24 protein-coding genes and 1 pseudogene are annotated in these 26,760 nt (G+C 43.2%); 21 read left to right on the forward strand and 4 right to left on the reverse strand.

Annotated features, from left to right (window positions below):
- Nucleotides 1–24 precede the first annotated feature (24 nt).
- On the forward strand, nt 25–588 hold the full coding sequence (locus tag KIT51_05960; protein UYN87797.1) for a DUF502 domain-containing protein: 564 nt from the start codon (nt 25–27) through the stop codon (nt 586–588).
- A gap of 3 nt (nt 589–591) precedes the next feature.
- On the opposite strand, the gene KIT51_05965 is transcribed toward KIT51_05960, so the two are convergent.
- From KIT51_05965 to KIT51_05975, 3 genes are all read right to left on the reverse strand, one after another.
- Nucleotides 592–1,665, reverse strand: coding sequence for a glycosidase (locus KIT51_05965; GenBank protein UYN87798.1), 1,074 nt, complete (start codon nt 1,663–1,665; stop codon nt 592–594).
- Between the two features lie 94 nt (nt 1,666–1,759).
- Nucleotides 1,760–2,935: a tRNA 2-thiouridine(34) synthase MnmA gene (gene mnmA / locus KIT51_05970; protein UYN87799.1), complete on the reverse strand. Its 1,176-nt coding sequence runs from the start codon at nt 2,933–2,935 to the stop codon at nt 1,760–1,762.
- A 90-nt stretch (nt 2,936–3,025) separates the two neighbouring features.
- On the reverse strand, nt 3,026–4,225 hold the full coding sequence (locus KIT51_05975) for a TlpA family protein disulfide reductase (protein ID UYN87800.1): 1,200 nt from the start codon (nt 4,223–4,225) through the stop codon (nt 3,026–3,028).
- 248 nt (nt 4,226–4,473) lie between these two features.
- Between KIT51_05975 and KIT51_05980 the strand changes: the two genes are divergently transcribed.
- The 5 genes from KIT51_05980 to ltrA all read left to right on the forward strand — a co-directional run bounded on the left by KIT51_05980 (nt 4,474) and on the right by ltrA (nt 9,256).
- A complete protein-coding gene (locus KIT51_05980; GenBank protein ID UYN87801.1) occupies nt 4,474–5,508 on the forward strand; it encodes a hypothetical protein in 1,035 nt (344 codons plus the stop codon).
- Nucleotides 5,509–5,760: 252 nt separating this feature from the next.
- Nucleotides 5,761–6,192, forward strand: coding sequence for a hypothetical protein (locus KIT51_05985; GenBank protein ID UYN87802.1), 432 nt, complete (start codon nt 5,761–5,763; stop codon nt 6,190–6,192).
- 234 nt (nt 6,193–6,426) lie between these two features.
- Complete coding sequence (locus KIT51_05990; GenBank protein ID UYN87803.1) at nt 6,427–7,242, forward strand: hypothetical protein; 816 nt, start codon at nt 6,427–6,429, stop codon at nt 7,240–7,242.
- 525 nt (nt 7,243–7,767) lie between these two features.
- Complete coding sequence (locus tag KIT51_05995) at nt 7,768–8,049, forward strand: hypothetical protein (protein ID UYN87804.1); 282 nt, start codon at nt 7,768–7,770, stop codon at nt 8,047–8,049.
- Complete coding sequence (gene ltrA, locus KIT51_06000; GenBank protein ID UYN87805.1) at nt 8,024–9,256, forward strand: group II intron reverse transcriptase/maturase; 1,233 nt, start codon at nt 8,024–8,026, stop codon at nt 9,254–9,256. Before KIT51_05995 ends, ltrA begins: the two co-directional genes overlap by 26 nt.
- A gap of 148 nt (nt 9,257–9,404) precedes the next feature.
- On the opposite strand, the gene KIT51_06005 is transcribed toward ltrA, so the two are convergent.
- On the reverse strand, nt 9,405–10,034 hold the full coding sequence (locus KIT51_06005) for a PorT family protein (protein ID UYN87806.1): 630 nt from the start codon (nt 10,032–10,034) through the stop codon (nt 9,405–9,407).
- Nucleotides 10,035–10,283: 249 nt separating this feature from the next.
- On the opposite strand from KIT51_06005, the gene mraZ reads away from it, so the two are divergent.
- From mraZ to ftsZ, 15 genes and pseudogenes are all read left to right on the forward strand, one after another.
- On the forward strand, nt 10,284–10,745 hold the full coding sequence (gene mraZ, locus KIT51_06010) for a division/cell wall cluster transcriptional repressor MraZ (protein ID UYN87807.1): 462 nt from the start codon (nt 10,284–10,286) through the stop codon (nt 10,743–10,745).
- A 38-nt stretch (nt 10,746–10,783) separates the two neighbouring features.
- Nucleotides 10,784–11,140 carry a four helix bundle protein gene (locus KIT51_06015; GenBank protein UYN87808.1) on the forward strand — a complete coding sequence of 119 codons (357 nt, stop codon included), beginning with the start codon at nt 10,784–10,786 and terminating at the stop codon, nt 11,138–11,140.
- Nucleotides 11,137–12,066, forward strand: coding sequence for a 16S rRNA (cytosine(1402)-N(4))-methyltransferase RsmH (gene rsmH, locus KIT51_06020; GenBank protein ID UYN87809.1), 930 nt, complete (start codon nt 11,137–11,139; stop codon nt 12,064–12,066). The genes KIT51_06015 and rsmH overlap by 4 nt, the downstream gene beginning before the upstream one ends.
- A 65-nt stretch (nt 12,067–12,131) precedes the next feature.
- Nucleotides 12,132–12,521 carry a hypothetical protein gene (locus KIT51_06025; GenBank protein UYN87810.1) on the forward strand — a complete coding sequence of 130 codons (390 nt, stop codon included), beginning with the start codon at nt 12,132–12,134 and terminating at the stop codon, nt 12,519–12,521.
- The gene (locus KIT51_06030) at nt 12,511–14,598 is read left to right on the forward strand and encodes a transpeptidase family protein (GenBank protein ID UYN87811.1); all 2,088 of its coding nucleotides are present in this window, start codon (nt 12,511–12,513) and stop codon (nt 14,596–14,598) included. Before KIT51_06025 ends, KIT51_06030 begins: the two co-directional genes overlap by 11 nt.
- A gap of 16 nt (nt 14,599–14,614) precedes the next feature.
- Nucleotides 14,615–16,078, forward strand: a complete 1,464-nt coding sequence (locus tag KIT51_06035) for a UDP-N-acetylmuramoyl-L-alanyl-D-glutamate--2,6-diaminopimelate ligase (GenBank protein ID UYN87812.1) — start codon at nt 14,615–14,617, stop codon at nt 16,076–16,078.
- 35 nt (nt 16,079–16,113) lie between these two features.
- Nucleotides 16,114–16,468 (forward strand): annotated as a pseudogene (locus KIT51_06040) (four helix bundle protein).
- Between the two features lie 44 nt (nt 16,469–16,512).
- Complete coding sequence (mraY, locus tag KIT51_06045; GenBank protein ID UYN87813.1) at nt 16,513–17,757, forward strand: phospho-N-acetylmuramoyl-pentapeptide-transferase; 1,245 nt, start codon at nt 16,513–16,515, stop codon at nt 17,755–17,757.
- Complete coding sequence (murD, locus tag KIT51_06050) at nt 17,754–19,109, forward strand: UDP-N-acetylmuramoyl-L-alanine--D-glutamate ligase (protein UYN87814.1); 1,356 nt, start codon at nt 17,754–17,756, stop codon at nt 19,107–19,109. The genes mraY and murD overlap by 4 nt, the downstream gene beginning before the upstream one ends.
- The gene (locus tag KIT51_06055) at nt 19,106–20,293 is read left to right on the forward strand and encodes an FtsW/RodA/SpoVE family cell cycle protein (GenBank protein UYN87815.1); all 1,188 of its coding nucleotides are present in this window, start codon (nt 19,106–19,108) and stop codon (nt 20,291–20,293) included. Before murD ends, KIT51_06055 begins: the two co-directional genes overlap by 4 nt.
- Nucleotides 20,294–20,362: 69 nt before the next feature.
- The gene (murG, locus tag KIT51_06060; protein ID UYN87816.1) at nt 20,363–21,532 is read left to right on the forward strand and encodes an undecaprenyldiphospho-muramoylpentapeptide beta-N-acetylglucosaminyltransferase; all 1,170 of its coding nucleotides are present in this window, start codon (nt 20,363–20,365) and stop codon (nt 21,530–21,532) included.
- 4 nt (nt 21,533–21,536) lie between these two features.
- Nucleotides 21,537–22,937, forward strand: a complete 1,401-nt coding sequence (locus tag KIT51_06065) for a UDP-N-acetylmuramate--L-alanine ligase (GenBank protein UYN87817.1) — start codon at nt 21,537–21,539, stop codon at nt 22,935–22,937.
- A complete protein-coding gene (locus tag KIT51_06070; GenBank protein UYN87818.1) occupies nt 22,927–23,691 on the forward strand; it encodes a cell division protein FtsQ in 765 nt (254 codons plus the stop codon). The genes KIT51_06065 and KIT51_06070 overlap by 11 nt, the downstream gene beginning before the upstream one ends.
- Nucleotides 23,692–23,730: 39 nt before the next feature.
- Complete coding sequence (gene ftsA / locus KIT51_06075) at nt 23,731–25,038, forward strand: cell division protein FtsA (GenBank protein UYN87819.1); 1,308 nt, start codon at nt 23,731–23,733, stop codon at nt 25,036–25,038.
- Nucleotides 25,039–25,082: 44 nt separating this feature from the next.
- The gene (ftsZ, locus tag KIT51_06080; protein ID UYN87820.1) at nt 25,083–26,681 is read left to right on the forward strand and encodes a cell division protein FtsZ; all 1,599 of its coding nucleotides are present in this window, start codon (nt 25,083–25,085) and stop codon (nt 26,679–26,681) included.
- Nucleotides 26,682–26,760: the final 79 nt, after the last annotated feature.

Consider the following 26,760-nt stretch of genomic DNA (forward strand, 5'->3'; position numbering starts at 1 on the left):
AACTGATTTTAAAAACTCAAAAATATGGAAACCAATTTTCGTAAAATTATCCGCTATTTTTTTAGCGGTATGTTGTTTATTGTGCCGGTCGCGGCCACCGGTTATGTGATTTTTATTTCCTTTTCATGGCTTGATAACTTGTTGGGTATTCCGTACCCGGGCGTTGGTTTTATTATTATTATAGCGGCCATTACCTTGTTTGGTTACCTAACATCAAACCTCGCGTTTCAAACGATCTCCACCTGGCTTGATCATATCATTAACCGAATTCCTATGGTAAAACTGATCTATTCTTCTATTAAAGATTTGATTGGAGCCTTTGTTGGCGATAAGAAAAAGTTCAATAGGCCTGTGCTGGTGTTATTAAACAAAGAGAATAACCTTCATCAGATTGGATTTGTAACGCAGAGCGATTTAAGCGAGTTGGGATTGAGCGACATGATTTCTGTCTATTTGCCACATGCCTATAACTTTTCAGGCGATCATTTTGTGATTTCAAAGGACAGGGTTACACCGTTAGATATCTCAGGCCCTGTGGCCATGAAGTATGTGGTGTCGGGTGGGGTTTCAGGTTTTTCAAAGGAATAGATGCTATTCAGTAACAGCCACTGCAATTTTTGAATCGGCAGTTCCATAGTACAGGAACCAACGGTTTTTGAAATACACCAATCCTTCCACAAAACAAACGTTGTTCACTTGCCCGGTAATTTCATAATCTTTATCGGGCGTAATGAAATAATCTTCAGATCGCTTCAACACCTTTGCCGGATTTTCTTTATCCAACAAAATCTGTCCCGCTGCATAATTGCCATCGGGCAAATTGTGATCACCCTTATCTAATTTATTCCGGCTGTTGTAGATCAATATAATGCCTTCAGTACGAAGCATGGCATGTGGTCCGGGCTCTACCAGGTCGCTGTCGAATTTACCGGGCCGCGGGCTGAATACTTTCAATAATGCATCCCCATCATATACCGGTGCCCAATCCAGCAGGTTATCGGATGTGGCCAGAAAAATATCCGTATCGCCCCAATACATATAATATTGCCCTTTGATTTTCGTAGTGATAAACCGGTCATTCTGCTGTGTAGTTATAATCGACCCCGATTTCGACCACAGTTCTGGATGATTTTTAAATGCAAGCCCGTGTTTTGTCCAGTGAATTAAATCTGTAGAACTTGCCACGCACAGCCGGGCGATGTTTCCATCATATGAGGTGTAGGTGAGGATATATCTTCCGGATTCATCTTCCACTAATCGGGGATCTTCCACGCCACCTTCCCATTCTAATTTTTTCATATCATCTTCATCCGGATAAAACACCGGTTTGGGCATGCGATTGAAATGCAATCCATCTTCACTAATTGCTAATCCGAGGCGAGAGGTGCCGGCATATTTTCCTACCGTATCTTCTGCGCGGTAGAGGAGGTATACTTTTCCTTCACGCACCACCGCGCTGGGGTTGAACACATCTTTCTCTTCCCAACGCACAGTGTCTTTTCTCACCGGACAATAAAAAGAAGTATATGCTAACGGTTCCAGTACCGGGTTTAGCGAATCAGTTTTTACAAAGGGACCGAGTTGCCAGGATATGTTATCTTCTTTAATTTTTTGTGTACAGCTTGCAAGCAGCAGTAGTGCAAAGATTTGAGAAAGGTGCTTCATTCTATCAATATAAATATAAAAGTTTACCAGTTGATTAGTCTCTGAATTGTGGAATTGTTCAATTGGCTAATTAACTAATTGAGCAATTAACGAATTAACTAATCACACCCGATCCGATCAACTCATCACCTTCATACCAGGCAGCAAACTGGCCGGGGGTAATGGCTTTTTGCGGTCGTTCGAAGATAATGTATAAGCCTTCTTCTTTTTTATGGAGTGTGCAAGGCTCAAGCGGCTGGCGATAGCGAATGCGCGCTTTATAATTTTTCGATTCGCCTACGGATAATTTCAAATCTTCACGAATCCAATGTTCATCTTCATTTGGTACAAACAAACCCTTGCGATATAAACCGGGATGATCTTCACCCATGCCCATGTACAAAATGTTATGTTCGGTGTCTGTGCCAATAACAAATAAGGGCTTCGGCTGGCCACCAATGTTCAAGCCTTTACGCTGACCAATGGTATAGTAGTGCGCTCCGTTGTGTTCACCTACTACTTCCCCTTCACTTTGATGATAGACATAAGGTTGAGTTGACGAAATCAATTCATCCGATGATTGCCCATTACTGTATGCATTTGCAGTTTCTGGAATAACAATCGCTTTTCCCTTTTTAGGTTCCAGTCGTTGTTGCAGAAACTCAGGGAGGTGCACTTTGCCGACAAAACACAACCCTTGCGAATCTTTTTTCGCTGCCGTGGCCAGTCCTGCTTTTTTAGCAATTTCACGTACTTCCGGTTTCAGCAGTTCTCCTACGGGAAAAAGTGCTTTTGATAATTGCTCCTGCGTAAGCTGGCATAAAAAATAACTTTGATCCTTGTTCGGATCTTTTCCGGCCATCAAGCGGTAGACTTTTTTACCGTTTATCTCAATTTCATCTCTGCGCGCATAATGTCCGGTGGCAACATAATCAGCGCCAAGCTTTACTGCAGCCTTTAGGAAAATATCGAATTTAATTTCACGGTTGCACAACACATCCGGGTTGGGTGTGCGCCCGGCCTGGTACTCAGCAAACATATAATCGACAATGCGTTCTTTATATTCTTTACTGAGATCAATGGCCTGAAAGGGAATACCAAGATGTTGCGCCACAATCATGGCATCGTTACTGTCGTCAAGCCAGGGGCATTCGTTGGAAATGGTTACTGAGTCGTCATGCCAGTTTTTCATGAACATGCCGATCACCTCATAGCCTTGCCCTTTTAATAAGTAAGCGGCTACGCTTGAATCAACACCACCTGATAAACCGACTACAACTCTTTTTTTCATACTAGGCTTTAGGCTGCAAGCTACTAGCCTCTAGCTGCTAGCCTATAGGTTGTTGACTTAGGCTTGCAGCTAGAAGCTAGTGACTAATAGCTATTTTAATAACTGATTCACCATTTCATTAAACCGTTCTTTTTGCTGTTCATAATAGACGCCCGTTCCTGGTCCGGAGAAACCAGCATGTATATGTTTCACCTGGCCATCTTTTCCCACAAAGATAGTGGTTGGGAAGGCAATTACCCGATTGAGAGCAGGAAGCGTCTCGCTGGCGTTGGCGTTGGTTCCTGCGATCAGAATGTCATAGGGAACGTTTAGTTTTTCTTTCATTTTCTTAACCCTTCCGCTGGCGTAATTAAAATCGGCCTTTTGTTCGTAAGCCAAGCCAATAATTTCGATGCCGCGATCTTTGTTTTTAGGATACCATTCGGTAAGAAAGCGGGTTTCGTCCATGCAGTTTGGGCACCATGAACCAAGAATCTGAACCACCACAACTTTGTTTTTAAAGCGTTCATCCTGAAGCGAGACGGACTTTCCCTCCACATCCGGAAAGGTAAATTCCAATGTGGTAAGCCCTTCCTTTAAATAGGTTAGCGATTCCGAAACCGGAGGTTTGGCCTGGTCATCTTTAACGCCTGTCCATTTCCGGTTACGCGATTTTCCAAGCCAATGAATCCCCGAAAGGGTATCGTTTGACTTTACTGCATTAAAAATGTAGAGGTGATTACCATCAAACCCGCTGAGCCAGAGCGTATCGTTTAACACGTTTCCTTCCAGGTACCGGTAATCACCGGTTGGGGTAAGGAAGGTTCCTTCAGCGTAATTGCCTTTTTGAGTGATAATGCCTAATGCATCAACGGTATTGTTTTCATTGAAAAACTGAACGGCATATTTTCCGGAAAAATCGACAACAGATGCCATGGTGTCGGTTGGCGCAAACCGGTAGTCCTTACCGTGTGTGGCCCTGAACGGAATGCGGTAATTGTCAGCATATTGAATAATGAAAAGTCCATTCATTTCCGATCCGTTAATAGCGGCCTTAAAAACCGCATCAAAAATATGGACGTTTAGCGTGATGGAATCTGCCGTTACAAGGACTTCATCGAGGTATAACCTTTCCTTACCGTTTATGATCCAGGCTACATATTGGTCCTCTTTTTTCTCCAAATCGAAGGTGAAAGGCAACTCCTGACCTTGCAATTCAAGCATGCCCCGCCAGGTTCCTGTGTGTACTTCTGTTTTTTCTGCACCTGAGCAAGCCATTAAAAGGAGGAATAATACCGGTAAATAGCGCATAGAATAGTAGGTTAAAGGTGAAGAACAGGCTTTTGCGTGAAAATGTTCGCGGGCTAAGACGTCTTGTTGGAGTTTTTCACAAACAAAACTACGTAATAGTATAATCGGTAAAATCGTATTTTTAAAATATGGTTCTACACGTTAAGCAGTATCCGGATGGTCACTCTCAACAACCTTGGGCCTACAAGTATTCTGGTGCAAATTACTAGTGGAAGAATCAAGAGTATTGGGAATTTTTGTGCATGTTGATGGATAATGCATTCGGCACAGAATTCCTTGTTGGTGAAGAACACCAACAAGGGCGGAGCATTGATTACGATCCTTTTGGAGTTGTGCTGGATGGTACACATTATGTGGATATCAGCAGGCCACTAAATAGTTACCTATACCAGGGAGAATTTGCTGAGTTTGAGAAGTTAACAGGATGGAGCAGGTTCTCAGGAAGAGGCAACTATGACGGAATCATTGGCAGGTTTCACTCCGCTGACCCTCAGTTTCAGTTTGCTAGCCCGTATTTGGCTATGGGGAACAATCCTGTAATGATGGTAGATCCGGACGGGGAATGGGCTTTTTTCGCAACCACATTGGCCAAGATATTTACAAAGAAAGCAATTGCTGCCGGTTTAAAGGCTGGTGTTATCAACACCATTTCTAACTTTGATGAGAAAAAAGGTCTTGGTTGGCATACATTAGGTGATTTCGCTGCGGGATATCTTGGTGGTGCAGTTGGTGTAGGTTTTCAAAGCAAATTATGGGGAATGGGTGTCGGAGGGTTTGGAACATGGGCTGTTAATGGTGCAAGTTTTGACTATAAAGGAGCCCAGGAATTTGTGGGGGGCGCACTTTCAACCTATGTGGGCATTGGCAAGGCTGTGAAGGGACACACCATTTTCAAACAAGCTAAAGGGCAGGAGACACTAGTTAAGTTTAAGAAGAAGAATGTACTGACTAACGCACTAATGAAGCACGGTGACAACTTTATCAAATACGGCCTGCAAAACACGGCTTTTGATTTTGCCTATTCCAAGGAAAAAGACTTTAGGTCGAGAGGATGGAGACATGTGGATTTGTTTGTTTGGGGCGGGTTGAGTAGTACATTCCAAGGTATTTCCTTTGAGAAAGAAATTGGTATTGGTCAATCCCTACTTTATGTTGGCATGGACTGGATTGTAAATGGAGTTATTAAAAAGAATTATTATGGAGTTAAGATTGATGGTTCTCAAGCCAATAAGTTGGGGCTAAGTTACTTAAAATGGTTAGAATATATGTTAACAACATATTGAACTTCGATGAAGAATTTCTGTTTCCTAGTTTTTGTTTTCTTGTGTTTTATGTCTTGTAAAAATTCATTTTTTTACACAGACCTCTACACTAGAGTAGACACGAAATCTCGATTATTTCTTGATACTTATATGGCCGGAAAAGGATACTCTGTACATCGTAGTAATATTTGCCACCAAGTAGAATCTACAAACCGATTGCGTACTTCCGGTGAAATACGTTTTAACCGATCGTCAGTTGAAAATTCAATAGTAATGGCTTATACTAAAAGTTTTAGTGATGTAAAATTTGTGTCGAATAGCAAAACTTCCTTTGATGCAAATTGCCATTTTGCCGCAAAAGTCTTACCCCAAAACTTTAAAATTTCTGAAAATGATTCTTCAGAACGTTACAGTAACATTATTATCCCGCAACTAAGAATACTTTCAAAGTCTATAAAGAGTGTATACTGGGGTGGTCCAATGGGATTTTCGGAAGACATGGGTGATGACAAACACCTTCTGGAATACAAACTGATTACATCAATTTACAAAAACGATACACTGATTTACATGGACAATCGAACCCACTGGACGGAAGTATTCAGTGAACGAGGAGAGCAATTACATTACCAAGTACCTCAGGAGGTGATTGATACATTGGTAACTTTATCGTTGGAGGAGTATTTTAAGAGGGTGAAGAAATAGTTCTGCATTAAAAACACCATAAGCAAATAAAGCAGTAAGGGAATTAATATATAGTATGTAAAGGGAATAAGAATAAGAATGAGAATAGTACTTTACACATGTTTGTTACTTGTTAACGCTTCCTTCTCTGCAGAGTCTCCTGCAAGGGACTCTGCTGGGACAGAATTTTAAGAAAAGTTATGATTTCTTAGTAATAACAATTTTCTAGTCTTATTAACCTAAAGACTATTGATCATGAAAAAACAATTCCTTTTTCTTGTAGTACTTTTTAGTACAATAAATTTTGCTTTTGCACAGCGGCAAAAACGTATTGGCTTAATGAAAATTGATGAGGATCTTGAGGTCAATAGTACAAGTTGTTTTTTAGAAGTATCTAAGTTATCCTTTAAATCAGTTCCGCTTTGGCGGATGGGAGATTATTCAGTCACAGAATCAAAAACGCAATGGATGACCGTGCAGGGATTAGATTGGACTCCTCGATTTACATTTATTACCGAAGGTTTTGCCGAGCGTGGTTGGAATGACCGCAAGCATTATTATGCACTTTCAGGGCCGAATGATTTTAAAGCGCAGTGTAATTTTATTTTGCAGGCTTTTTCTGATAACCGCAATATTGAATTGAACAAGAGCACTTGGACAAACACACGGGAATACCGAATTAACCTTATGGCTAAACTATTTAATAATTCAGGCGTAGGTTGGAAGATTGAATCTACCCATGCCCATGGTTCAAAATTAAAGGCTAAGGGCTTTTATGAATTTTTGGGCAAACTCTATAATCAACAAGACACGATTACGATTTCTATAGTGCAGGACCGGAAGAAAGGATCACCCCCTGTTATTTTCGGAAATGATGGTGGGTTTTATGGTTTTCACTTTTATTATAATGACAAGTGCGCAGGTGCTCTCCAATTGTCTTTTAATGATTACAACCGAACATTATGGTTACGTAATGATCTTCCGGAACATATCCGAAATGCTATAGCATGCTCTATTCCTGCATTTTTACAAATGACCGACTGGATTGACGACACCTGGATTGAGAATTAATTAATTTACTGAATTCAACTTTCATTTAGAGATGTGTTTATAATGAGCACCAAGGCCTTTCATAATCGGTCATTCCGCTAATATTTCAGATAGTGAGCCATTTCTTGCCCTTTTAAAGCCTTTAAAGGAGATTTCTAGCCTTTGTTGGGTGTGTCACGAATTGAAGAATAGGATGTTCTTTGAATGCTGAATAAAAGATGGTAGTAGCCTTCAACCGAAAGGGAATGTAGGCATGGTCTACCAGTATCGGTGAGCAGACACAGATACTAAACCACCTGAAGGTGCTGTGCTCAAAAGGTATGGTGCTGAACGTTCAGGCAAAAGGTTTCGGTAAGACGGGATCAGGTGCGTACATGGGAGCTGAATTTCACTGAACCGCTCATGACGTGTCGAAACGGCACCTTGTTGATAAAACCAGAGGTTTCCAACAGCTACTGGGACAAACTGTAACGATCATCTGTGTTTTGGTTACAGATCAACCGGCATTAAGGCGGCAGGAACTATGTACAGGCTTTTATTCGGAACGTGAGAAGCTGCTTTGTTGATGCGCAGAAAAGCTTTGCCGGAGCTCTGATGGCCCATCGGAGGACTGTTGGACAGCAAGACAACAGTTCAGACGGCAACTCAATCCTGATACAGTCGGGAGAAGCAACAAAGAGCCTCGGTCGAAGCCATATTAGTGAAGAAGTCTTTGTAATGAAGATGGAGCGAAGGGCTTCGGTTATCCAGTTAGAAGTATTTTGTAACAACCCCGAAAGTCGGGGGAGGAAGACGGAAGAAAATGACAAAATCATTACCGATCAGTAAACGTATGGTATGGAACAGCTACCTGAAGGTGGTTGCGAAAGACGGAGGTGCAGGAATCGACCACGAGACTATTCAGATGTTCAATCTGAACATGGCCGACAACCTGTACAAACTTTGGAATCGCATGGCATCGGGCAGTTATTTTCCACCTGCGGTTCGGACGGTACTTATTCCCAAGAAGCAAGGCGGTAAGCGGCCGTTAGGCATACCCACGGTAAGCGACCGGATTGCTCAAGGGGTGGTAAAAGATTATCTGGAACCTACAATGGAAGCGATCTTTCACAACAGTTCATTTGGTTACAGGCCAGGCAGGAGTGCACATGATGCATTAGCCCAATGCCAAAGGCACTGTCAGCAGTATGGCTGGGTGCTAGACGTGGATATTAAAGGGTTCTTTGATAACATCAGCCATGAGGTCATGATGCAGCTTCTACAACAACACACCCAAGAGAAATGGGTATTGATATATGTAGAGCGCTGGTTGAAAGCAGGCGTGGAACAGGAAGATCGGAGCATAGCAACCCGGACAAAAGGCACACCGCAAGGAGGTGTAATAAGTCCATTGTTGGCTAACGTATATCTACATCACGCCTTTGACGAGTGGATGCAAGAACATCATAAGCGCAACCCGTTTGAGCGGTATGCAGATGATATTGTCATTCACTGTCATAGTAAAGAAGATGCGGAGCAATTGCTTGCCCAGTTGAAGTCACGGATGGAGACATTTAAACTCACACTACATCCGGGGAAGACGAAGATTGTGTACTGCAAAAATTATCAGCGGCAAGAGAGCCATGAGAATGAGAGCTTCACTTTTCTTAGCTACAGTTTTCAACCCCGGACAATTCGAAGCAAGTTCGACAAGACGAAACGGGTAATTGTTTTTCGGGCAGCGATTAGCACACAAGCTAAAGCCAGCATCAGGATGAAATTACGGGATATACTGCGGACAAAATGGAGCAATGTAACGCTCCTGGATTTTGCCAGGCAGTTAAACCCGCAAATCCGAGGATGGCTGAACTACTACGCCAAATTTGATAGAGATGAAGCACGTCAGGTATTTTATTACTTGAATGGCTTGATTCGGAAATGGATCGAGAACACGCATAAAATACTGGGTAAGGATAAGCTGTATAAGAAGTATCGGGAGATACTCACGGCAAATCCTGACTTGTTTTATCATTGGAAGCAGGGAATAACAGCGTGATTGGATAACAAGAGCCGTGTGAAGGGAGACTTTCACGCACGGTTCTGTGAGAAGCTTGGGCTGAAATGACCTTGCTTACTCGACTTGTTCTTCACCAACAAAACTGCGTCCCGAGGATAACCGGCAAACTCATTGGTAAACTCGAAGCTTACCGTACTCCAAAAACATAGCCAATACGGAGAGCCACATGCTGCGCATTACCTTGAGTTTGTTCATCACCAGATTGATTGGTAAGGCCATGGGTGTAGTTCAGTCCTATTTGAATAGTACGAAACGAGTAGCCGGCCATCATATTAATTGCAATGGTCAGTGGATTTTCCTGACCCTCAGCATCCCCAAACTCATAGTCGGTACTGGATGAATCGCCATTGAAGGTGATTTTGCGCTTACCTGAAATGCCATAGATAAGGGACGGTCCACCTCCGGCAAAAAAACCGGTTACCTTATTTTGCTTATACATCAGCTGAACGGGAATTTCAATATAGTTAATGCTCATCAGGGTGACGGTTATATCACCATTAACGTCATCCAATTCATCCCGCCAACGTTTATTCAGTAAATTCAATGAAGGTTGAAGCACCAGAAAGGGCGCAATCCTTTTGTTATAGGTCAGCCCTACAGTATACCCAACAGAACTCCCTACCAGGTCTTCCCCATCATCGGTTAAAAAGGAATCTCCATTAAGGGCAGTGGCGCCCGCCTGTATACCCATTTGGGCTTGTAACTCATTGATCATCAGCAGACCAAGAATAACAAGGGTTAAGTTTAGTGTTTTCATAGAGGGTCAAAATCTTGTTGGTAAGGGGATGTAGAACGCACTAGTTAAAAATAGCAATAATCAGATCATTAACCGATATGACCCTCGCCTGCCAAATTTCAATAGTCAGCATGGGAGGTGTGTTGGCCCAAAATCAGGTGATTTTAACGGGATTTTTGGCATAAAATGTAAAAAAGTGGGAGAAAGTGGTTGAAAGTGGTTTAAAAATACTTATGTTTGTTTAATAAGGAATGGACAACCACTACGTCAATGACCTTTTTCACCAGTGAATATGAAAGTAAGCTCGATGCCAAAGGCAGATTGGTTCTGCCTGCGCGCGTAAAGGCTCAACTGCCTGCCAGTCCGTCAGGCGGGCCCGAAGGGGATAGTGAGCTTGTATTGCGCAGGGGGTTTGAGCGTTGCCTCATACTCTATCCCATGGTGGAATTCAAGAAGGTGTTCTCAAAAATTTCCGGATTGAGCGAGTTTAACGAGGAGTACCGCACGCTTCAGCGCAACTTTTTCAGTGGCACGGCCACGGTTGAGCTTGATGGCAACGGTCGTTTTTTACTTCCCAAAAACATGCTCACCTATGCCCAACTCGAAAAAGATGTGATGCTGGTAGGAATGGGCAACAAAGTTGAAATCTGGAATCCCACACTCTACGAGAAACACCTGATCGCAGACCCAAGTGAGTTGTCGAAACTGGCGCAGAAATACTTAGACCATTAGCTACAAGCCGCAAGCTTTTAGCTTCTAGATAGTAAGCGATGAAAAATTTTAAGAAGCTTAAAATCTGGCAGAAAGGAATGGAGTTGGTGGCTCTGACGTATGAGTTGGCAGGTAAACTTCCGAAAGAGGAGCAATTTGGCTTGAAAAGCCAAACGACTCGGGCGGCAGTTTCAATTCCTTCAAACATTGCAGAAGGCAGTGCAAAAAACAGTAAGAAGGAGTACGTGCAGTTTCTGGAGTATTCAATGGGATCTGCTTTTGAACTGGAGACTCAGGTATTGATAATTGACATGCTGAATTATGGGGATAGTGAGTTGAGAAAAAGGTTGCTTTTGGGTATAGATGAAGAGCAAAAAATGATTCAATCATTTATACAAAAAGTAAAGATTGGATGACTAGCAACTTGAAACTCGAAACTCATGGCTATCACAAGCCGGTAATGTTAAAAGAGTGCATTGATGCACTAAAGATAAACCCCGAAGGAACGTACGTAGATGCGACTTTCGGTGGTGGCGGACATAGTCTGGCTATGTTGGAACACATAAAAGGCGGTCGGTTGATCGCTTTCGATCAGGATGAAGATGCCCAGCGTGAGGCAACAAAAATCACGCACCGTTCTTTCACATTCTGTCACGCCAACTTCAGGCACCTCAAACGGTTTTTGAAGTTGAATGGAGTAACCAAAGTGAACGGCATACTGGCCGATCTTGGAATTTCTTCTCATCAGATAGATGAACCGACACGCGGCTTTTCAACCCGGTATGATGGCCCGCTGGATATGCGAATGGATAAAAACGGCCCGGTAACCGCTGCCAAAGTGGTAAGCGAATATGATGAGGCAGCGCTGCATAAAATACTGGGCATGTATGGTGAAGTGAAAAATGCCAGAACAGTTGCCAAAGCTATCGTTCAGGAACGTGCAACAAAAAAAATTACACGTACCGAAGATTTAAGACAGTTGCTTAGCCGGTTTGCTCCGCGTGGAAAAGAAAATAAATACTTCGCCCAGGTGTTTCAGGCGTTGCGCATTGAAGTGAATAACGAAATGCAGGCGCTTGAAGATTTTTTGCACCAGGCGGGCGAAGTGATAGAGCCCGGAGGACGATTGGTGGTGATGTCGTACCACTCATTGGAAGACAGGATGGTAAAAAATTTTATTAACAAAGGAAAGGTGTACGGAGAAGTGGAGAAAGATTTTTACGGAAACGTACTCAAACCCTTCGAAGCTGTAAACCGGAAACCGATTGAAGCTTCGGAAGAAGAGATAGAACAAAACAAAAGAGCACGAAGTGCAAAACTTAGAATAGCAGAAAAGAAATAGTTGATCGTTGATGGTTGTTCGTTATTCGCGAACATCCAACAACGAACAACGAACAACGATGTAGAATGGCCGACAACAAATTCAGAATTGAACCAAAACTAAAAAGCTCCGGAAGAAGTGTTGGAAGTGGTGTGTTCTCGACAATTGAAAAAAAGCTTAAGCTTGAAAATTACTTTGAGGAGGGTTTTCCGGTTCAACATCTGCCGAAGATAATTTTTGTAATGGTGCTGGGGCTGTTGTACATCAGCAATACACACTATGCAGAAAAGACCGTAAGGAAGATAAATGCTATGCAGGCTGAAGTGGAAGATTTGCGGGCCGACTATACAACCAAAAAAGCCGACCTGATGTATGCCAGCAAGCAATCGGAAGTGGCGCGTAAGGTTAGCGTCCACGGATTGAAAGAAACCTTGAAACCACCTTATAAAGTAGTAGTGAAGAAAAGTGAATATTAAGAAATCGATATTACTGCGTGTTCGTGTAGCCTTTTTGTTTGTGCTGTTGTTTGCCATTGCTGTGGTGGTGAAAATCAGCCACATACAAATGGTTGAAGGAGAGAAGTGGGTGCAAATGGGCGAGCAGATTTCTTTTGACTATAAGAAAGTTAAAGCTACCCGTGGTAACATCTATTCGGATAATGGAAGTTTACTGGCAACCTCCCTGCCTTTTTATAAGGTTGCTTTTGATGCCACCCTTCCAAACGAAAAAGTATTTAAAGAAGGTGTTGATTCTCTGGCGCGCAAACTGGCTTCATACTATAGAGATAAGTCTTACCTCGACTATAAGCGTATTCTCATTGATGCCCGCACATCGGGCAAGCAGTACATCATTGTTAATCGTAAGCAAATCAGCTATCAGGATAAAAAAATGATGACTGAATGGCCAATCTTTCGTGAAGGTCGCTTGCGTGGAGGCGTAATTTTTGAAAAAGTGGATATCCGGTATCGTCCGTTTGCTAACCTGAGTAAGCGCACTATTGGTTTTGTAAATGAAAACGAAAAAGGTGCCGGACTGGAATACAGTTTTAATGATCAGCTAAGCGGTCAGGATGGCTATGCGTACTATCAGAAAATTGCGGGTGGGGTTTGGAAACCGGTTTTTGATACTGAAAACGTAAAAGCCATTAATGGCCTGGATATTCAGACAACATTAGACATCAACCTTCAGGATGTTTCCGAAACGGCATTGCATAAGGCGATGATGCAGCACAATGCTGATGATGGGCTGGTGGTGGTGATGGAAGTAAAAACTGGCGCTGTTAAAGCCATTGCCAACCTGAGCAGTGATGGCCGTGGAAACTTTTACGAAAAATTCAATTATGCTACCGGTGGGTTGTTTGAGCCGGGCTCCACATTCAAGTTAATTACTATGATTGCCCTGTTGGAAGACAGTAACATGGAGTTGTCGGATAGTATTGATACCGGCAATGGTGAATTTAAGTTTTATAAAAACACCGTTCGCGATCATGAAAAGGGTGGCCTTGGAAAAATAACTGTTCGTCAGGCATTCGAGCATTCATCCAACGTAGCCATGGCCAGGCTGGCCGATAAAAATTTTGGTTTACGCCCACAGAAATTCATGGATCATGTTGAACGTTTGAAAATCCATCAACCCTTGGGTATTCAGATAACGGGTGAGCCTCACCCTAAATTCAAATGGCCCGGACAAAAAGGTTGGAGTGGTATCAGTTTACCGTGGATGGCGTATGGCTATGGAATTGAAATCACGCCCTTACATACCTTGGCTATGTACAATGCAGTTGCCAATAATGGAAAAATGATCAGGCCTGTTTTTGTGGAGTCTGTAAAACGGGCTGATCGCGAAAAGGAAAATTATGAGACCGATGTGATTGTAAGCAAAATTTGTTCTGACAAAACCTTGAATAAGGTTAAGCTTTTGCTCGAGGGTGTGGTGGAGAACGGCACAGCTAAAGGAATAAAGGGAACACACTATCGTATTGCTGGAAAAACCGGAACGGCTCAAATTCTGGAGAATGGTAAGTATACCAAGAAGTACATCACATCTTTTGTTGGTTATTTCCCGGCACATGCACCAAAGTATTCAGCTATTGTGCTGATTAAAAATCCACGTGGCTGGCATCAATACGGAAGTAATGTAGCCGCCCCGGTCTTTAAAGAAATTGCCGACAACATTTATTCCCGCGACATCAACCTGCAATTGGCGATGGAGAAAAAATATGTTGAGCCCGGTGTATTTCCGGTTATCCGCGCAGGTAATCAGGAGGAGTTAACCATGCTTTGTAATGTGCTCGGCATTTCAAATCATTCATCTTCTGAGGAAGATTGGGTAAGAAGCTCCATCAATGGCAATTCAATCAGTTGGAAGAAGAATACAATCGGGCAGGGTATTGTGCCCGATGTAGAAGGAATGACTTTTCGTGATGCCCTTTACTTGTTGGAGCAAGCGGGTTTGAAAGTAATATATGAAGGAAAGGGAAGGGTAAAGAGCCAGTCGATTACGGCAGGCGGTAAAGTTTCAAAAGGCGACAGAATTTATATACAACTGGGGTAGCCAGTATTGAAAAGAAATGACTGAACTGAAGGATATATTATACAAAGTGTCACTCACCTCAACCTCCGGTAATATGGATGTAGCGGTGAGCGGTATATGCTTTGATTCACGAAAAGTAAAGCCCGGATTTTTATTTGTGGCTGTTAAAGGCACACAGTCGGACGGGCACCAGTTTATTTCAAAAGCGGTGGATTTAGGAGCGAGCGCAATTGTTTGTGAAACTTTACCTGAAACCCTATATGAAAAAACAACCTACGTCACAGTTAAAGATAGCGCGAAATCGCTGGGAATTATTGCTGCTAACTTTTTTGGCAATGCGTCACAAAAATTAAAGCTGATTGGTGTAACCGGTACGAACGGAAAAACAACCGTGGCTACATTGTTGTACAAGTTGTTCGGTTCGTTAGGTCATCGGTGCGGCTTGATTTCCACGGTAGAGTATCGCATTGTTGACCAGGTGTTGCCCTCTACGCATACCACACCTGATCCGGTTCAACTCAATGAACTTCTTAAGAACATGGTGGATGCTGGTTGTACTTACGCCTTTATGGAGGTCAGTTCACATGCCATCGATCAGGAACGCATTGCGGGGTTGAAGTTTGCCGGGGCAATTTTTACCAACATCACCCACGATCACCTGGATTACCATAAGACCTTTGAAAACTATATCAAGGCAAAGAAGAAATTCTTTGATGAATTAAGTGGTGATGCCTTCGCACTTGTAAATGCTGATGATAAACGCGGCATGGTAATGCTTCAAAACACAAAAGCTACCAAGTACACCTTTGGGTTGAAGAAGTTAACCGACTTCAAAGGCAGGATGATCAGCAACACCATTGAGGGCCTGGAAATGGAGCTGATGAACAAACGAATCTGGTTTAAGTTGATTGGTGATTTCAATGCGTATAACATCCTGGCAGTGTTTGGTGCGGCTATGTTATTTGATCAGGATCCTGATCAAACCCTTACCATTCTTTCATCGCTTCATAGTGCGCCCGGCAGGTTTGAGTTGGTTTTACCCGGTTCAAAAATTATTGCCATTGTGGATTATGCTCACACACCCGATGCACTCAAGAATGTACTGGAAACAATTAAATCTTTCCGCACGGGCAATGAGCAGGTGATTACTGTAGTTGGCTGTGGAGGAAATCGTGATAAAACAAAGCGCCCCCTAATGGCCAGTATAGCCGTTCGGTTTAGTGATAAAGTTGTACTCACATCTGATAATCCACGCGATGAAGACCCCATGGAAATCATTCGCGAAATGCAAACCGGAATTGGTCCAAGTGATGCACGCAAAACATTAGTGATAGCCGATCGTGAAGAAGCTATTAAAACCGCCTGCATGATGGCCAATGAAAAGGACATCATACTGGTAGCAGGCAAAGGGCATGAAACGTATCAGGAAATAAAGGGTGTGAAACATCCATTTGACGACAGAGAAGTGGTGGAACGTATGTTAAAACTCGTTAATAGTTAATGATCAATTCTTAATGAGTCAATTAGACAATTAACATGAGGAACTATAGTGAAAACATAATTGTAAAAATGACTTTCCAGTTTGCATTGGAGATAATGGAATTTTCGGAGATACTACGTGACAAAAAGCGATTTGCTTTTGCTGATCAGGTATTGCGATCCGGATTCTGTCGGGGCTAATGTGAGAGAGGCACAAGGGGCAGAAAGTAAAGCTGACTTTATTCATAAAATGAAGATAGCACAGAAGGAAGCAGAGGAGACTGAGTACTGGTTAGAATTATGTGATTTCTCAAAAAGTTACCCAAAACCCGGAAAACTACTTAGTGATATAGAAAGTATTTTGAAAGTAATAAACAAGATTGTGTCAACCTCAAAAAAGGGAAGTAAATGATCTGCATTGAGAATTGGCTAATTGACGAATTGAAAATTAATTAAATGCTGTACTATCTATTCGATTATTTAGACAAACAATTCGACCTGATGGGAGCCGGTGTATTTAAGTACATCTCCTTTAGGGCGGGTATGGCTGCATTTTTCTCGTTGCTGATCACCATTACACTAGGAAAGTCCTTAATTAACCTGCTGCGAAAAAAACAAGTAGGTGAAGATATCCGCGACCTCGGCTTGGAAGGTCAAATACAAAAGAAGGGAACCCCGACCATGGGCGGGCTCATTATCATCGCGGCCATTCTGGTGCCTACATTATTGTTTGCACGATTGGATAATATCTATGTGATCCTGCTTATCGTGGCAACAATCTGGTTGGGATTCATCGGATTTCTGGATGATTATATCAAAGTATTTAAAAAGGATAAAGAAGGTCTTGCCGGCCGTTTCAAAATAGTTGGCCAGGTTGGGTTAGGATTAATTGTTGGACTTACCTTATACTTTAGTGATGCTGTTGTTGTGCGTGAGGTGCAACCCGAATCGCTGGCCAGTATCAGCACTTTAATGTTGTTTCAGGATGAGGAGGAAAGCCAGGAGCGTTTACTGAAATACAAAGATGTAAAGTCAACAAAAACAACTATTCCGTTCCTGAAGAATAATGAGCTTGATTATAAAAACGTTCTTCCGTTTATACCCGATACTTATACCTGGATTACCTATGTACTGGTAGTGATTATAGTGGTTACAGCAGTATCAAATGGTGCCAACATTACCGATGGCATAGATGGTTTGGCAGCGGGAACTTCCGGAATCATTGCGCTTACGTTAGCCATTTTCGCGTACCTCTCCGGCCGTGTCGATTTTTCCAGCTACCTCAACATTATGTACATACCCAACCTAAGCGAGTTGGTGATTTTTACAACTGCGTTGGTTGGTGCTTGCCTCGGTTTTCTATGGTACAATGCGTATCCGGCACAGGTATTTATGGGCGATACCGGAAGCTTAACCATTGGCGGAGTGATTGCCGTGCTGGCACTGGCGGTGCGCAAGGAATTATTGATTCCGGTAATCTGCGGAATTTTTCTGATCGAAAATCTTTCAGTGATCATTCAGGTATCATACTTCAAATACACAAAGAAAAAGTATGGAGAAGGCAGAAGAATATTTCTGATGTCGCCTCTGCATCACCATTACCAGAAAAAGAATTTGCATGAAGCTAAAATCGTAACACGGTTTTGGATTGTAGGGATTTTATTGGCCATACTAAGCTTAGCCACATTGAAATTGCGATGAACGAAAGGGTAGTCATATTAGGCGCTGGAGAAAGCGGAACAGGAGCAGCCTTGCTGGCAAAAGCAAAAGGTTACGAAGTCTTTGTGTCTGATCAGGGTGCGATAAAGGATAACTATCGCGATGACCTGATCCGGAATAAAATCGAGTTTGAAGAGGGTAAGCATTCTGAAGAAAAAGTTTTAAACGCAACATTAATAATAAAGAGTCCCGGTATTCCGGAGAAAGCTGAAATCATCAAAAAGATAAAAGCAAAAGGAATTGAAATCATTGATGAGATTGAGTTTGGATTCCGGTTTATCCATGGAAAGGTAATTGCCATTACCGGTACCAATGGAAAAACAACCACTACGTTACTTACTTATCATTTACTAAAAGCTGCAGGTTTTAATGTTGCGCTTGCCGGTAATGTAGGCGAAAGCCTGGCGCGCAAAGTAGCCCACGGCAATCACGATTGGTATGTGCTGGAGATCAGCAGTTTCCAGTTGGACGGCACAAAAACCTTCAAGCCTGCTATTGGCATCTTACTAAACATTACACCCGATCACCTCGATCGCTACGAGTATAAAATGGAGAATTATGTAGCCTCTAAATTCCGCATCATGCAGAATATGGATGCTGCTGATCACTTCATCTACTATGCTGATGATACCGTGATTGCTTCAGCGCTGAGAACTCAAAGGCCAACCCCACATTTGGTGACTATTAGTTTGAAGGATAAGAATCAGGTTTACTACGATGGAGCGGTAATGCAATTTGGTTTTGATGAAAGTTTCAGTGTTGAACAATCCGACACCACACTTAAAGGACCGCATAACCTCATCAATACGATGGCTGCAGTTTCGGCTGCTCATTTGGCTGGCGCAAAGCTTAAATCTATTCGTGAAGGATTGAAGACATTCAGGAATGCTCCTCACCGACTGGAACACGTGGGTACAATAAATGGTGTTGATTTTATTAATGACTCAAAAGCCACAAATGTCGATTCGGTTGTATATGCACTCGGCAGCTACAATCAACCACTTATCTGGATTGCCGGTGGTATTGATAAGGGCAATGACTACAATCTTATTAAAGATGACGTAAGCAAGAAGGTTAAAACACTTATCTGCCTCGGAACAGAAAACGAGAAGCTCAGGAGTTTTTTTGGTGGTGTGGTAAAAAACATTCTTGAAACGCAAAATGTTTCAGCGCTTGTTCGCATGGCACTGCAGGAAGCTAAGCCTGGTGATGTTGTGTTACTATCACCCGCCTGTGCAAGTTTTGATTTGTTTAAGAATTATGAGGACAGGGGTGACCAGTTTCGTAAAGCAGTTCAAGAATTAAAGAAGGAAGTTGAAAATCAATTGGTATGAATAAACTAAAAACATGGGCTGATGAAAATCTGCAAGGCGATCGAGTGATCTGGGCGGTAGTATTCATCCTATCGATGATCAGCATTTTAGTAGTATATAGCTCCATTGGTACGCTCGCCTACAAGCGTGCGGTAAGTCCTGAAAAATATTTGTTTACGCACACCATGCATGTGCTTATTGGCTTAACAGCCATGTGGTTTGCTCATCGGGTTGATTACCGGTATTATTCTCGTCTTTCACGTATAGCTCTTTGGATTAGTGTACCCCTTTTAATTTACACGTTCACAAACGGCTCTACCATTAATGATGCTGCCCGTTGGATTCAGATTCCGATTATAGGTTCATTCCAGCCTTCTGATTTTGCAAGCCTGGCCTTGATTGTAAACCTGGCCAGCATGCTATCGAAGCGGCAGCAAAACATTGATGACATTAAAGAGTCATTGATTCCTATATTATTCTGGTGTGGAATCATCTGCGGATTGATTGCCTTAACCAATATGTCGACTGCCGTACTGCTGCTCATGACCTGCATGTTAATCATGTTTATCGGCAGGGTTCCTTCAAAGTATCTCGCCATGTTGCTATTTGTTGGTGTTCTGTTTGGGTCTTTGGCGTTTAAGTTTGGTGTACGCGGAGGTACAGTAGTTACTCGTATTACTGATTTTGTTGAGTATGTAAAGGGTGAGAAGGAACTTCCCTTCCAAGCCAAACATGCGCACATTGCTGTGGCTACCGGAGGTGTAACCGGCAAGGGCCCGGGTAACAGTGATCAGCGAAATATTTTACCTCATCCGTATTCTGATTTTGTGTACGCTATTTTGATTGAAGAATATGGAATGATTGGTGGCGTAGTCGTGCTATTACTTTACCTGGTGTTATTGCATCGCGGTATGAAAGCAGCCTATAACAGTGAACGCGCTTTTGCCGGTTTACTCTCCGCGGGATTAAGTTTTGATATCGTCTGTCAGGCCATGATAAACATGGGTGTTGTGGTTGGATTGGGACCGATTACCGGACAAACGTTACCGTTGATCAGTATGGGGGGAACGTCTATGGTGTTTACGGGTTTGTCCCTTGGAATAATATTAAGTGTAAGCCGTGGTGAACGTGATGATGTGTGGGAACGAAAATCAACTGGAGCTGAACTAAAGGAAAATAAGAATATAGAAGCTAAGGCAGCTTAGAAGCTTCAAGCCTCTAGCTGCTAGCTAGTAGCTTGAAGCTAAAAGCTTAAAGAAAATTAAAAGAAAGAATTGAAAAGTAACCAACCATATCGACTAATCATCAGTGGAGGCGGAACGGGCGGGCATATTTTCCCCGCAGTGGCCATTGCTAATGAGTTTAAGGAGCGTCATCCAGATGCGGAGATACTCTTTGTGGGTGCCCAGGGGCGTATGGAGATGACACGTGTTCCGGAAGCGGGCTATAAGATTATTGGTTTGTGGATAAGTGGTTTACAACGTTCATTGAAATTATCAAACCTGTTATTCCCGGTTAAATTGGTGGTAAGCTACATCCGCGCCATGATGATCGTGAAGGAATATAAACCTCATATCGTAATTGGAACAGGCGGTTATGCCAGTGGCCCGATAATGATGGCTGCCACACGGTTGGGAATTCCTTCGGTTGTTCAGGAGCAAAATTCATTTGCAGGATTGGCCAACAAGCAAGTAGCAAAACGTGTGAGTAAAGTGTGTGTGGCATATGAGGGCATGGAGAAATATTTTCCAAAGCATAAACTTGTGCTTACCGGCAACCCGGTTCGTAAAGATATTCTTGATGTGAACGGAAAGCGTGAGCGTGCCTTGAATCAATTCGGATTTGATACCGGTACTAAAACGCTGTTGATCATAGGCGGAAGCCTGGGTGCACGAACCATCAATGAAAGCATTTTAAAGGGCATTGAAAAGTTGATTGATGCACAAATACAAGTTATCTGGCAAACGGGTAAAGGATACTATACAAACTGCCGGGCAAGTCTTGAGAAATACGATTTAAGAAGAATTCGGGTATATGACTTTTTAAAAGAAATGGACCTGGCCTATGCCGCAGCTGATGTTGTGATCTCCCGTGCAGGAGCGCTAGCCGTATCAGAACTATGTGTTACCGGTAAGGCCTGCATACTGGTTCCATCACCCAACGTAGCAGAAGATCACCAAACAAAAAATGCAAAAGCCCTGGCCGATCGGAATGCCGCTTTAATCGTAACCGATAAAGAAGCCGGTATAAAATTGGTGGAAGAAGCGTTGAAGCTACTGTTTGATGATCAACTAACTGCAAAACTGAAAGGGAATATAAACCTGATGGCCAAACCAAATGCCACACGCGATATCGTAAATGAAATCGAAAAATTGATTGGTGCTGATGATATGCCGGCTAAGAAAAGCAACAGCGGTCAGCCTTTAACCATGTTAGTGAATTGATAGAATGAATGGTTTAGATAAATATCGCAACATCTATTTTCTCGGTATTGGGGGTATCGGTATGAGTGCGCTTGCCCGTTGGTTTATCAAAAAGGGAGTAAAGGTGTCGGGTTACGACCGCACAGCTACCAGCTTAACCAGGCAATTGGAAGCAGAGGGAATGAATGTGCACTATGATGATTCGGTAAGTAACATTCCCGAAGAGATTCTTCGCGAACATGACAACACGTTGGTTGTATTTACACCGGCCATTCCCAAGGATCATAAAGAGTATAACTACTTGTTCCAGGAAGGATATACCATTCTTAAACGATCTGAAATATTAGGACTGATTACTAAAAACTACAAAACTGTAGCCGTGGCCGGTACACATGGAAAAACCACCACATCATCCATGGTGGCACATATTCTTAAGTCTGGAGGGAAAAACATGGTTGCATTTCTGGGAGGTATTACCACTAATTACGAATCAAACCTGGTGATGCACGGTAAGGTGGGTGAAGATACCATTGTTGTGGCTGAGGCGGACGAGTTTGATCGTTCATTCTTAAAACTTTTCCCTGAAATCGCCATCATCACCTCAGCCGATCCGGATCATCTTGACATTTACGGCAATCATGAAAGCATGATCACTTCTTTCAAAGATTTTATAAAGCAAATCAGTGCAAAAGGCACCTTAATTATACATGAATCCATTGCCGAAAAGTTAGCAGGTGATGTAACCTCGCTAACAAAAAATATTTACAGTATGAGCCGGGGACAATTTTTTGCCGGCAACATTACCGCGCATAGCGGATTTTTTGAATTTGACCTTATGGGCTTCGGCCCCAAGGCTGAACGGATCAGGCTCGGTGTCCCCGGTTTTCATAATGTAGAAAATGCCGTAGCGGCTGCTCTTGCTGCACAGGCCTGTGGTTTACAGGTGGCTGAAATTAAAACAGCGTTGGAGACCTTTCATGGTGTTAAGCGCAGGTTTGAATTTGTTTACCGAAACGATAAGGTAATTTTTATTGATGACTACGCTCACCATCCTACGGAGATCGAAGCGTTTCTTCGCTCTGTAAAATCCATGTATCCACGTAAAAAACTTACTGTGGTGTTTCAGCCGCATTTGTTTACTCGCACCCGTGATTTTGCTGATGGGTTTTCAAAAAGCCTGAGCCTGGCCGATGAGTTGTTTTTAATGGACATATACCCGGCCCGGGAATTACCGATTGCCGGTGTTGATTCTGATATGCTGATGAATGGAATTACCAGCCCGGTGAAAATACGTTGTGGCAAAACCGACTTGATGGAAAAACTTGACCAACACGAGGTAGAGTTGATCGCCACAGTAGGTGCAGGTGACATCGATACGTTTGTACAACCGATTAAAACTATGTTGGAGAAGCGCTATGAAAATTAAATTCAACATTGGTAAGAAGCTTAAAATAGCCATCGTATTGGCGGTACTGTTTGGTGTTATTGGTTTTAGCGAACGCCAGAACAGTGATGTTACGGTAAGGGAGGTTGTTATTAAAATTGAAAACCTTCACGAAAACCATTTCATCGATGAGCAGGATATTGTTGAGTTGATGCAACTGGATTATGCCAACTTAAAGGGCGCTAACCTCAATCGGCTAAACCTGAAGGAAATTGAGGACCGCATTAAAGCTGACAGGTTCATCCAGTCTGCCCAGTTGTACAGCGATGTAAAGGGCAACTTAGTTGTAAAGGCCACCCTTCGCAGGCCGGTAGCGCGCATTGTTCGTCCCGATGGCCCCGATGCTTACATCGGTGAAGACGGCACCATCATGCCGGTATCAGAAAAGTACACAGCGCGGGTAGTACTCATCAGTGGTCCTTATGTGCGGCAGTTTTTACTGGTTGATAACATTCGAAAGCATGATGACGGCCCGGAACTGATGGCCATGTTGCATACCATTCGTAAGGATGATTTCTGGCGGGCACAGATTGCGCAGTTGGATATCGATAACAAGGGAAGGATTTACATTATGCCCCAGGTGGGCAGCCAGACAATCGAGTTCGGGAAAGCCGATAAGCTGGAGACCAAGCTGCGCAAATTGAAAATCTTTTATAAGGACATATTACCCCAAATGGGCTGGAATAAATATAAACGTGTAAGCCTTGAATTTGAAGGTCAAATTGTAGCCGAATAAAAATGACTAAATGAAACAACCACTATAAATAATACAATCATGGAACAGGAAAAAATAATTGTCGGGCTAGATATAGGCACAACAAAAATTTGTGTGATCGTAGGTCGCAAAAACGAGTTTGGTAAACTCGAAGTATTAGGTATGGGCAAAGCCGAATCCGAGGGCGTAGTAAAAGGTATCGTTTTCAACATCGATAAAACAGTTTACGCCATTGAAAAAGCCATTAAAGAAGCGGGCGATCAGGCCGGCATTGATATCGGTGTGGTAAACGTTGGTATTGCCGGTCAGCACATCCGCAGTTTCATCCAGCATGGTGGCATAACCCGGTCAGGCAAAGAAGAAGAAATTACCATTGCTGATGTGGAGCGACTCACACAGGATATGTACCGCATGGTGGTACCCCCGGGTAGCCAGATTATTCATGTGATGCCCCAGGATTACATGGTTGATTACGAAGAAGGCATCAAAGAACCGGTAGGCATGTCGGGTGTTCGGTTGGAGGCTGACTTCCATATTATTACGGCACAAACCAATGCCATCAATAATATCAACAAATGTGTACGCAGGGCTGGGTTGGAAATTGAAGATCTCATTCTTGAACCCCTTGCGTCAAGCCTTGCGGTGTTAAGTGAAGAAGAAAAAGAAGCCGGTGTTTGCCTGATCGATATAGGCGGTGGTACTACTGACATTGCCATTTTCTATGATAATATCATCCGCCACTCCGCTGTAATACCTTTTGGTGGAAATATAGTAACGCATGATATCAAGCAAGGGTTAATGGTGTTGCCGCAACAGGCCGAGCAGTTGAAAACACGGTTTGGGAAGGCAATATCAGAAGAAGCAAGCCCGAATGAAATTGTATCTATCCCAGGCATACGCAATCGTTCTGCAAAGGAAATATCCACGAAAAACCTGGCAAACATTATCCAGGCGCGTATGGAAGAGATTATTGAAATGGCGCATGCCGAAATCATCAGTTCAGGTTTTGAAAACCGGTTGGCGGGGGGCATTGTCATTACCGGTGGCGGTGCACAACTCAGCAACCTGAAACAACTGGTGGAATATATGACCGGCATGGATACCCGCATCGGTTATCCGAATGAACACCTGGGCAAAAGTAAAATCGAATCGGTAAAAAGCCCGATGTATGCTACGGCCGTTGGTCTTGTGTTAGCCGGCTTCCGTTCACTTGATGAACGGGAAGACCGTTATCGCGAAGCCAGGGAAATGGTTAAGGCAACAACCAAAACCAAGCGCCCGGCTGCGTCCAAAAATTTCTTCAATGATATTTTAACCAAAACAAAAAGTTTGCTGATCGATGATCTCGACAGCAAAAATGAATATTAAAAGTCAACGGACTAAAATGAATCAACCACTAAAACAATAAAATCATGATTGAAACCGGATCGTACCAATTCGACATCCCCAAACACCAATCGGGCTCGCAACGCTCGATTATCAAGGTGATCGGTGTTGGTGGAGGTGGCAGTAATGCCGTGAACCACATGTTCCGTCAGGGAATTAAAGACGTAGAATTTGTGGTATGTAACACCGACTTGCAGGCGCTTAACAGCAGTCCTGTTCCTACCAAATTACAAATCGGTGTTGACCTAACAGAAGGGCTTGGCTGCGGAGCCAATCCTAAAGTTGGTAAAGGCGCAGCGATTGAAAGCAAAGAACAAATCCGTGAATTTTTAGAGGGCACTAAAATGCTATTTGTAACCGCAGGCATGGGCGGTGGTACAGGAACAGGTGCCGCACCGGTAATTGCAAAAATTGCCAAGAGCATGGGCATACTTACCGTGGGTATTGTTACGGCTCCGTTTATGTTCGAAGGCAAGAAGAAAAGAGAACTTGCTGAAATCGGCATAAGGGCTTTGCGCAGAAGCTGTGATACTGTGTTGGTTATCCTTAACGATAAGCTGCGCGAGATTTACGGCAACCTGGCCATCGGAAAAGCCTTTGCCCAGGCCGACAATGTATTGACAACAGCGGCAAAGGGTATTGCCGAGATCATTACCCTTACCGGTTATGTGAATGTTGATTTCCAGGATGTGCGTACTGTAATGTACAATGCAGGCCCTGCCGTTATGGGTACTGCCGAAACACGAGGTGAAAACCGTGCACGCAATGCGGCCAGCGGTGCGTTGGCATCGCCTCTGCTCGACAACTGCGACATTATGGGTGCCAAGAAAATTCTGCTCTCCATCATTTCTGGTGCTGAAGCCGAGTTGCAAATGGATGAACTCATGGAAATTACCGAGTACATCCAACAACAGGCCGGACAGGATGCCGAGGTTATTTTCGGACATGGTGTTGACGCTGCCCTGGGTGATCGTTTACGGGTAACCGTTATCGCCACAGGCTTCGACCACGAAGAAGAACACGAGGAAGAGGAGCGTATTGAACTTCCGGAAAAAAAACCGGTGGTAGAGACTAGAAAAGTCCATGACCTGGAACGTAACCAAATCTGGTTGTTCGAGCAGGACCAACCCCTTGGCGTGCCCCGTGAAGTTGAATTAAAAAAAAATGAGGAGGTAAAAAATGAAACCCATGATGATGAAGCGCCCGCCAGGCAAGAAGTTGTTTACAAGGCGCCCTTTAGCAGGATTGATACGGACCTGACGGATGAAGACGATGAAGAAGGTGAAGCCGGGTTGTTTGATCTGCACGATGATGAATTTGATCGTGAGCCTGAGAAGTACAGCGATCAGGTAATCAACGAGGAGGGTATGATGGAACTCCGCAATACGCGCAAGCGACTTGAAGACCAGGCACGCGAACGTAAGGAGAAACTGAAACATGCCCGTAAGCAGGAAATGACCAAAGAAGAATTTAATGAGAAGTGGGCATTACCGGCATACCTGAGGCGAGGCATTAAAATGGATAACGTGCCACATTCATCTGAAACGTTTATATCGAAATTCAACCTGAATGACGACAACAACATTTTGGGTAATAATAAATTCTTACACGATAACGTAGACTAGCACGGATCTATTTAAACATGATTCGATTGCAATCCATGATTTCAAAGGTATGGCATTTCCGGTGTGACTGGTATTTTAC

The sequence above is a fragment of the Cyclobacteriaceae bacterium genome, assembly GCA_025808415.1.
Taxonomy (GTDB): Bacteria; Bacteroidota; Bacteroidia; order Cytophagales; family Cyclobacteriaceae; genus UBA2336.

What these genes read in the sequence shown, in the direction of transcription:
- KIT51_06065 (UYN87817.1), top strand. Translation starts at nt 21,537, where the DNA reads ATGAATGGTTTAGATAAATATCGCAACATCTATTTTCTCGGTATTGGG.
- mnmA (UYN87799.1), bottom strand. Translation starts at nt 2,935, where the DNA reads ATGAAAAAAAGAGTTGTAGTCGGTTTATCAGGTGGTGTTGATTCAAGC.
- KIT51_06055 (UYN87815.1), top strand. Translation starts at nt 19,106, where the DNA reads ATGAATAAACTAAAAACATGGGCTGATGAAAATCTGCAAGGCGATCGA.
- KIT51_05965 (UYN87798.1), bottom strand. Translation starts at nt 1,665, where the DNA reads ATGAAGCACCTTTCTCAAATCTTTGCACTACTGCTGCTTGCAAGCTGT.
- KIT51_06035 (UYN87812.1), top strand. Translation starts at nt 14,615, where the DNA reads ATGACTGAACTGAAGGATATATTATACAAAGTGTCACTCACCTCAACC.
- mraY (UYN87813.1), top strand. Translation starts at nt 16,513, where the DNA reads ATGCTGTACTATCTATTCGATTATTTAGACAAACAATTCGACCTGATG.
- ftsA (UYN87819.1), top strand. Translation starts at nt 23,731, where the DNA reads ATGGAACAGGAAAAAATAATTGTCGGGCTAGATATAGGCACAACAAAA.
- KIT51_06070 (UYN87818.1), top strand. Translation starts at nt 22,927, where the DNA reads ATGAAAATTAAATTCAACATTGGTAAGAAGCTTAAAATAGCCATCGTA.
- ftsZ (UYN87820.1), top strand. Translation starts at nt 25,083, where the DNA reads ATGATTGAAACCGGATCGTACCAATTCGACATCCCCAAACACCAATCG.
- KIT51_05990 (UYN87803.1), top strand. Translation starts at nt 6,427, where the DNA reads ATGAAAAAACAATTCCTTTTTCTTGTAGTACTTTTTAGTACAATAAAT.
- KIT51_05960 (UYN87797.1), top strand. Translation starts at nt 25, where the DNA reads ATGGAAACCAATTTTCGTAAAATTATCCGCTATTTTTTTAGCGGTATG.
- ltrA (UYN87805.1), top strand. Translation starts at nt 8,024, where the DNA reads ATGACAAAATCATTACCGATCAGTAAACGTATGGTATGGAACAGCTAC.
- KIT51_05980 (UYN87801.1), top strand. Translation starts at nt 4,474, where the DNA reads ATGGATAATGCATTCGGCACAGAATTCCTTGTTGGTGAAGAACACCAA.
- murD (UYN87814.1), top strand. Translation starts at nt 17,754, where the DNA reads ATGAACGAAAGGGTAGTCATATTAGGCGCTGGAGAAAGCGGAACAGGA.
- rsmH (UYN87809.1), top strand. Translation starts at nt 11,137, where the DNA reads ATGACTAGCAACTTGAAACTCGAAACTCATGGCTATCACAAGCCGGTA.
- KIT51_06025 (UYN87810.1), top strand. Translation starts at nt 12,132, where the DNA reads ATGGCCGACAACAAATTCAGAATTGAACCAAAACTAAAAAGCTCCGGA.
- mraZ (UYN87807.1), top strand. Translation starts at nt 10,284, where the DNA reads ATGACCTTTTTCACCAGTGAATATGAAAGTAAGCTCGATGCCAAAGGC.
- KIT51_06015 (UYN87808.1), top strand. Translation starts at nt 10,784, where the DNA reads ATGAAAAATTTTAAGAAGCTTAAAATCTGGCAGAAAGGAATGGAGTTG.
- KIT51_05985 (UYN87802.1), top strand. Translation starts at nt 5,761, where the DNA reads ATGGCTTATACTAAAAGTTTTAGTGATGTAAAATTTGTGTCGAATAGC.
- KIT51_06005 (UYN87806.1), bottom strand. Translation starts at nt 10,034, where the DNA reads ATGAAAACACTAAACTTAACCCTTGTTATTCTTGGTCTGCTGATGATC.
- KIT51_05975 (UYN87800.1), bottom strand. Translation starts at nt 4,225, where the DNA reads ATGCGCTATTTACCGGTATTATTCCTCCTTTTAATGGCTTGCTCAGGT.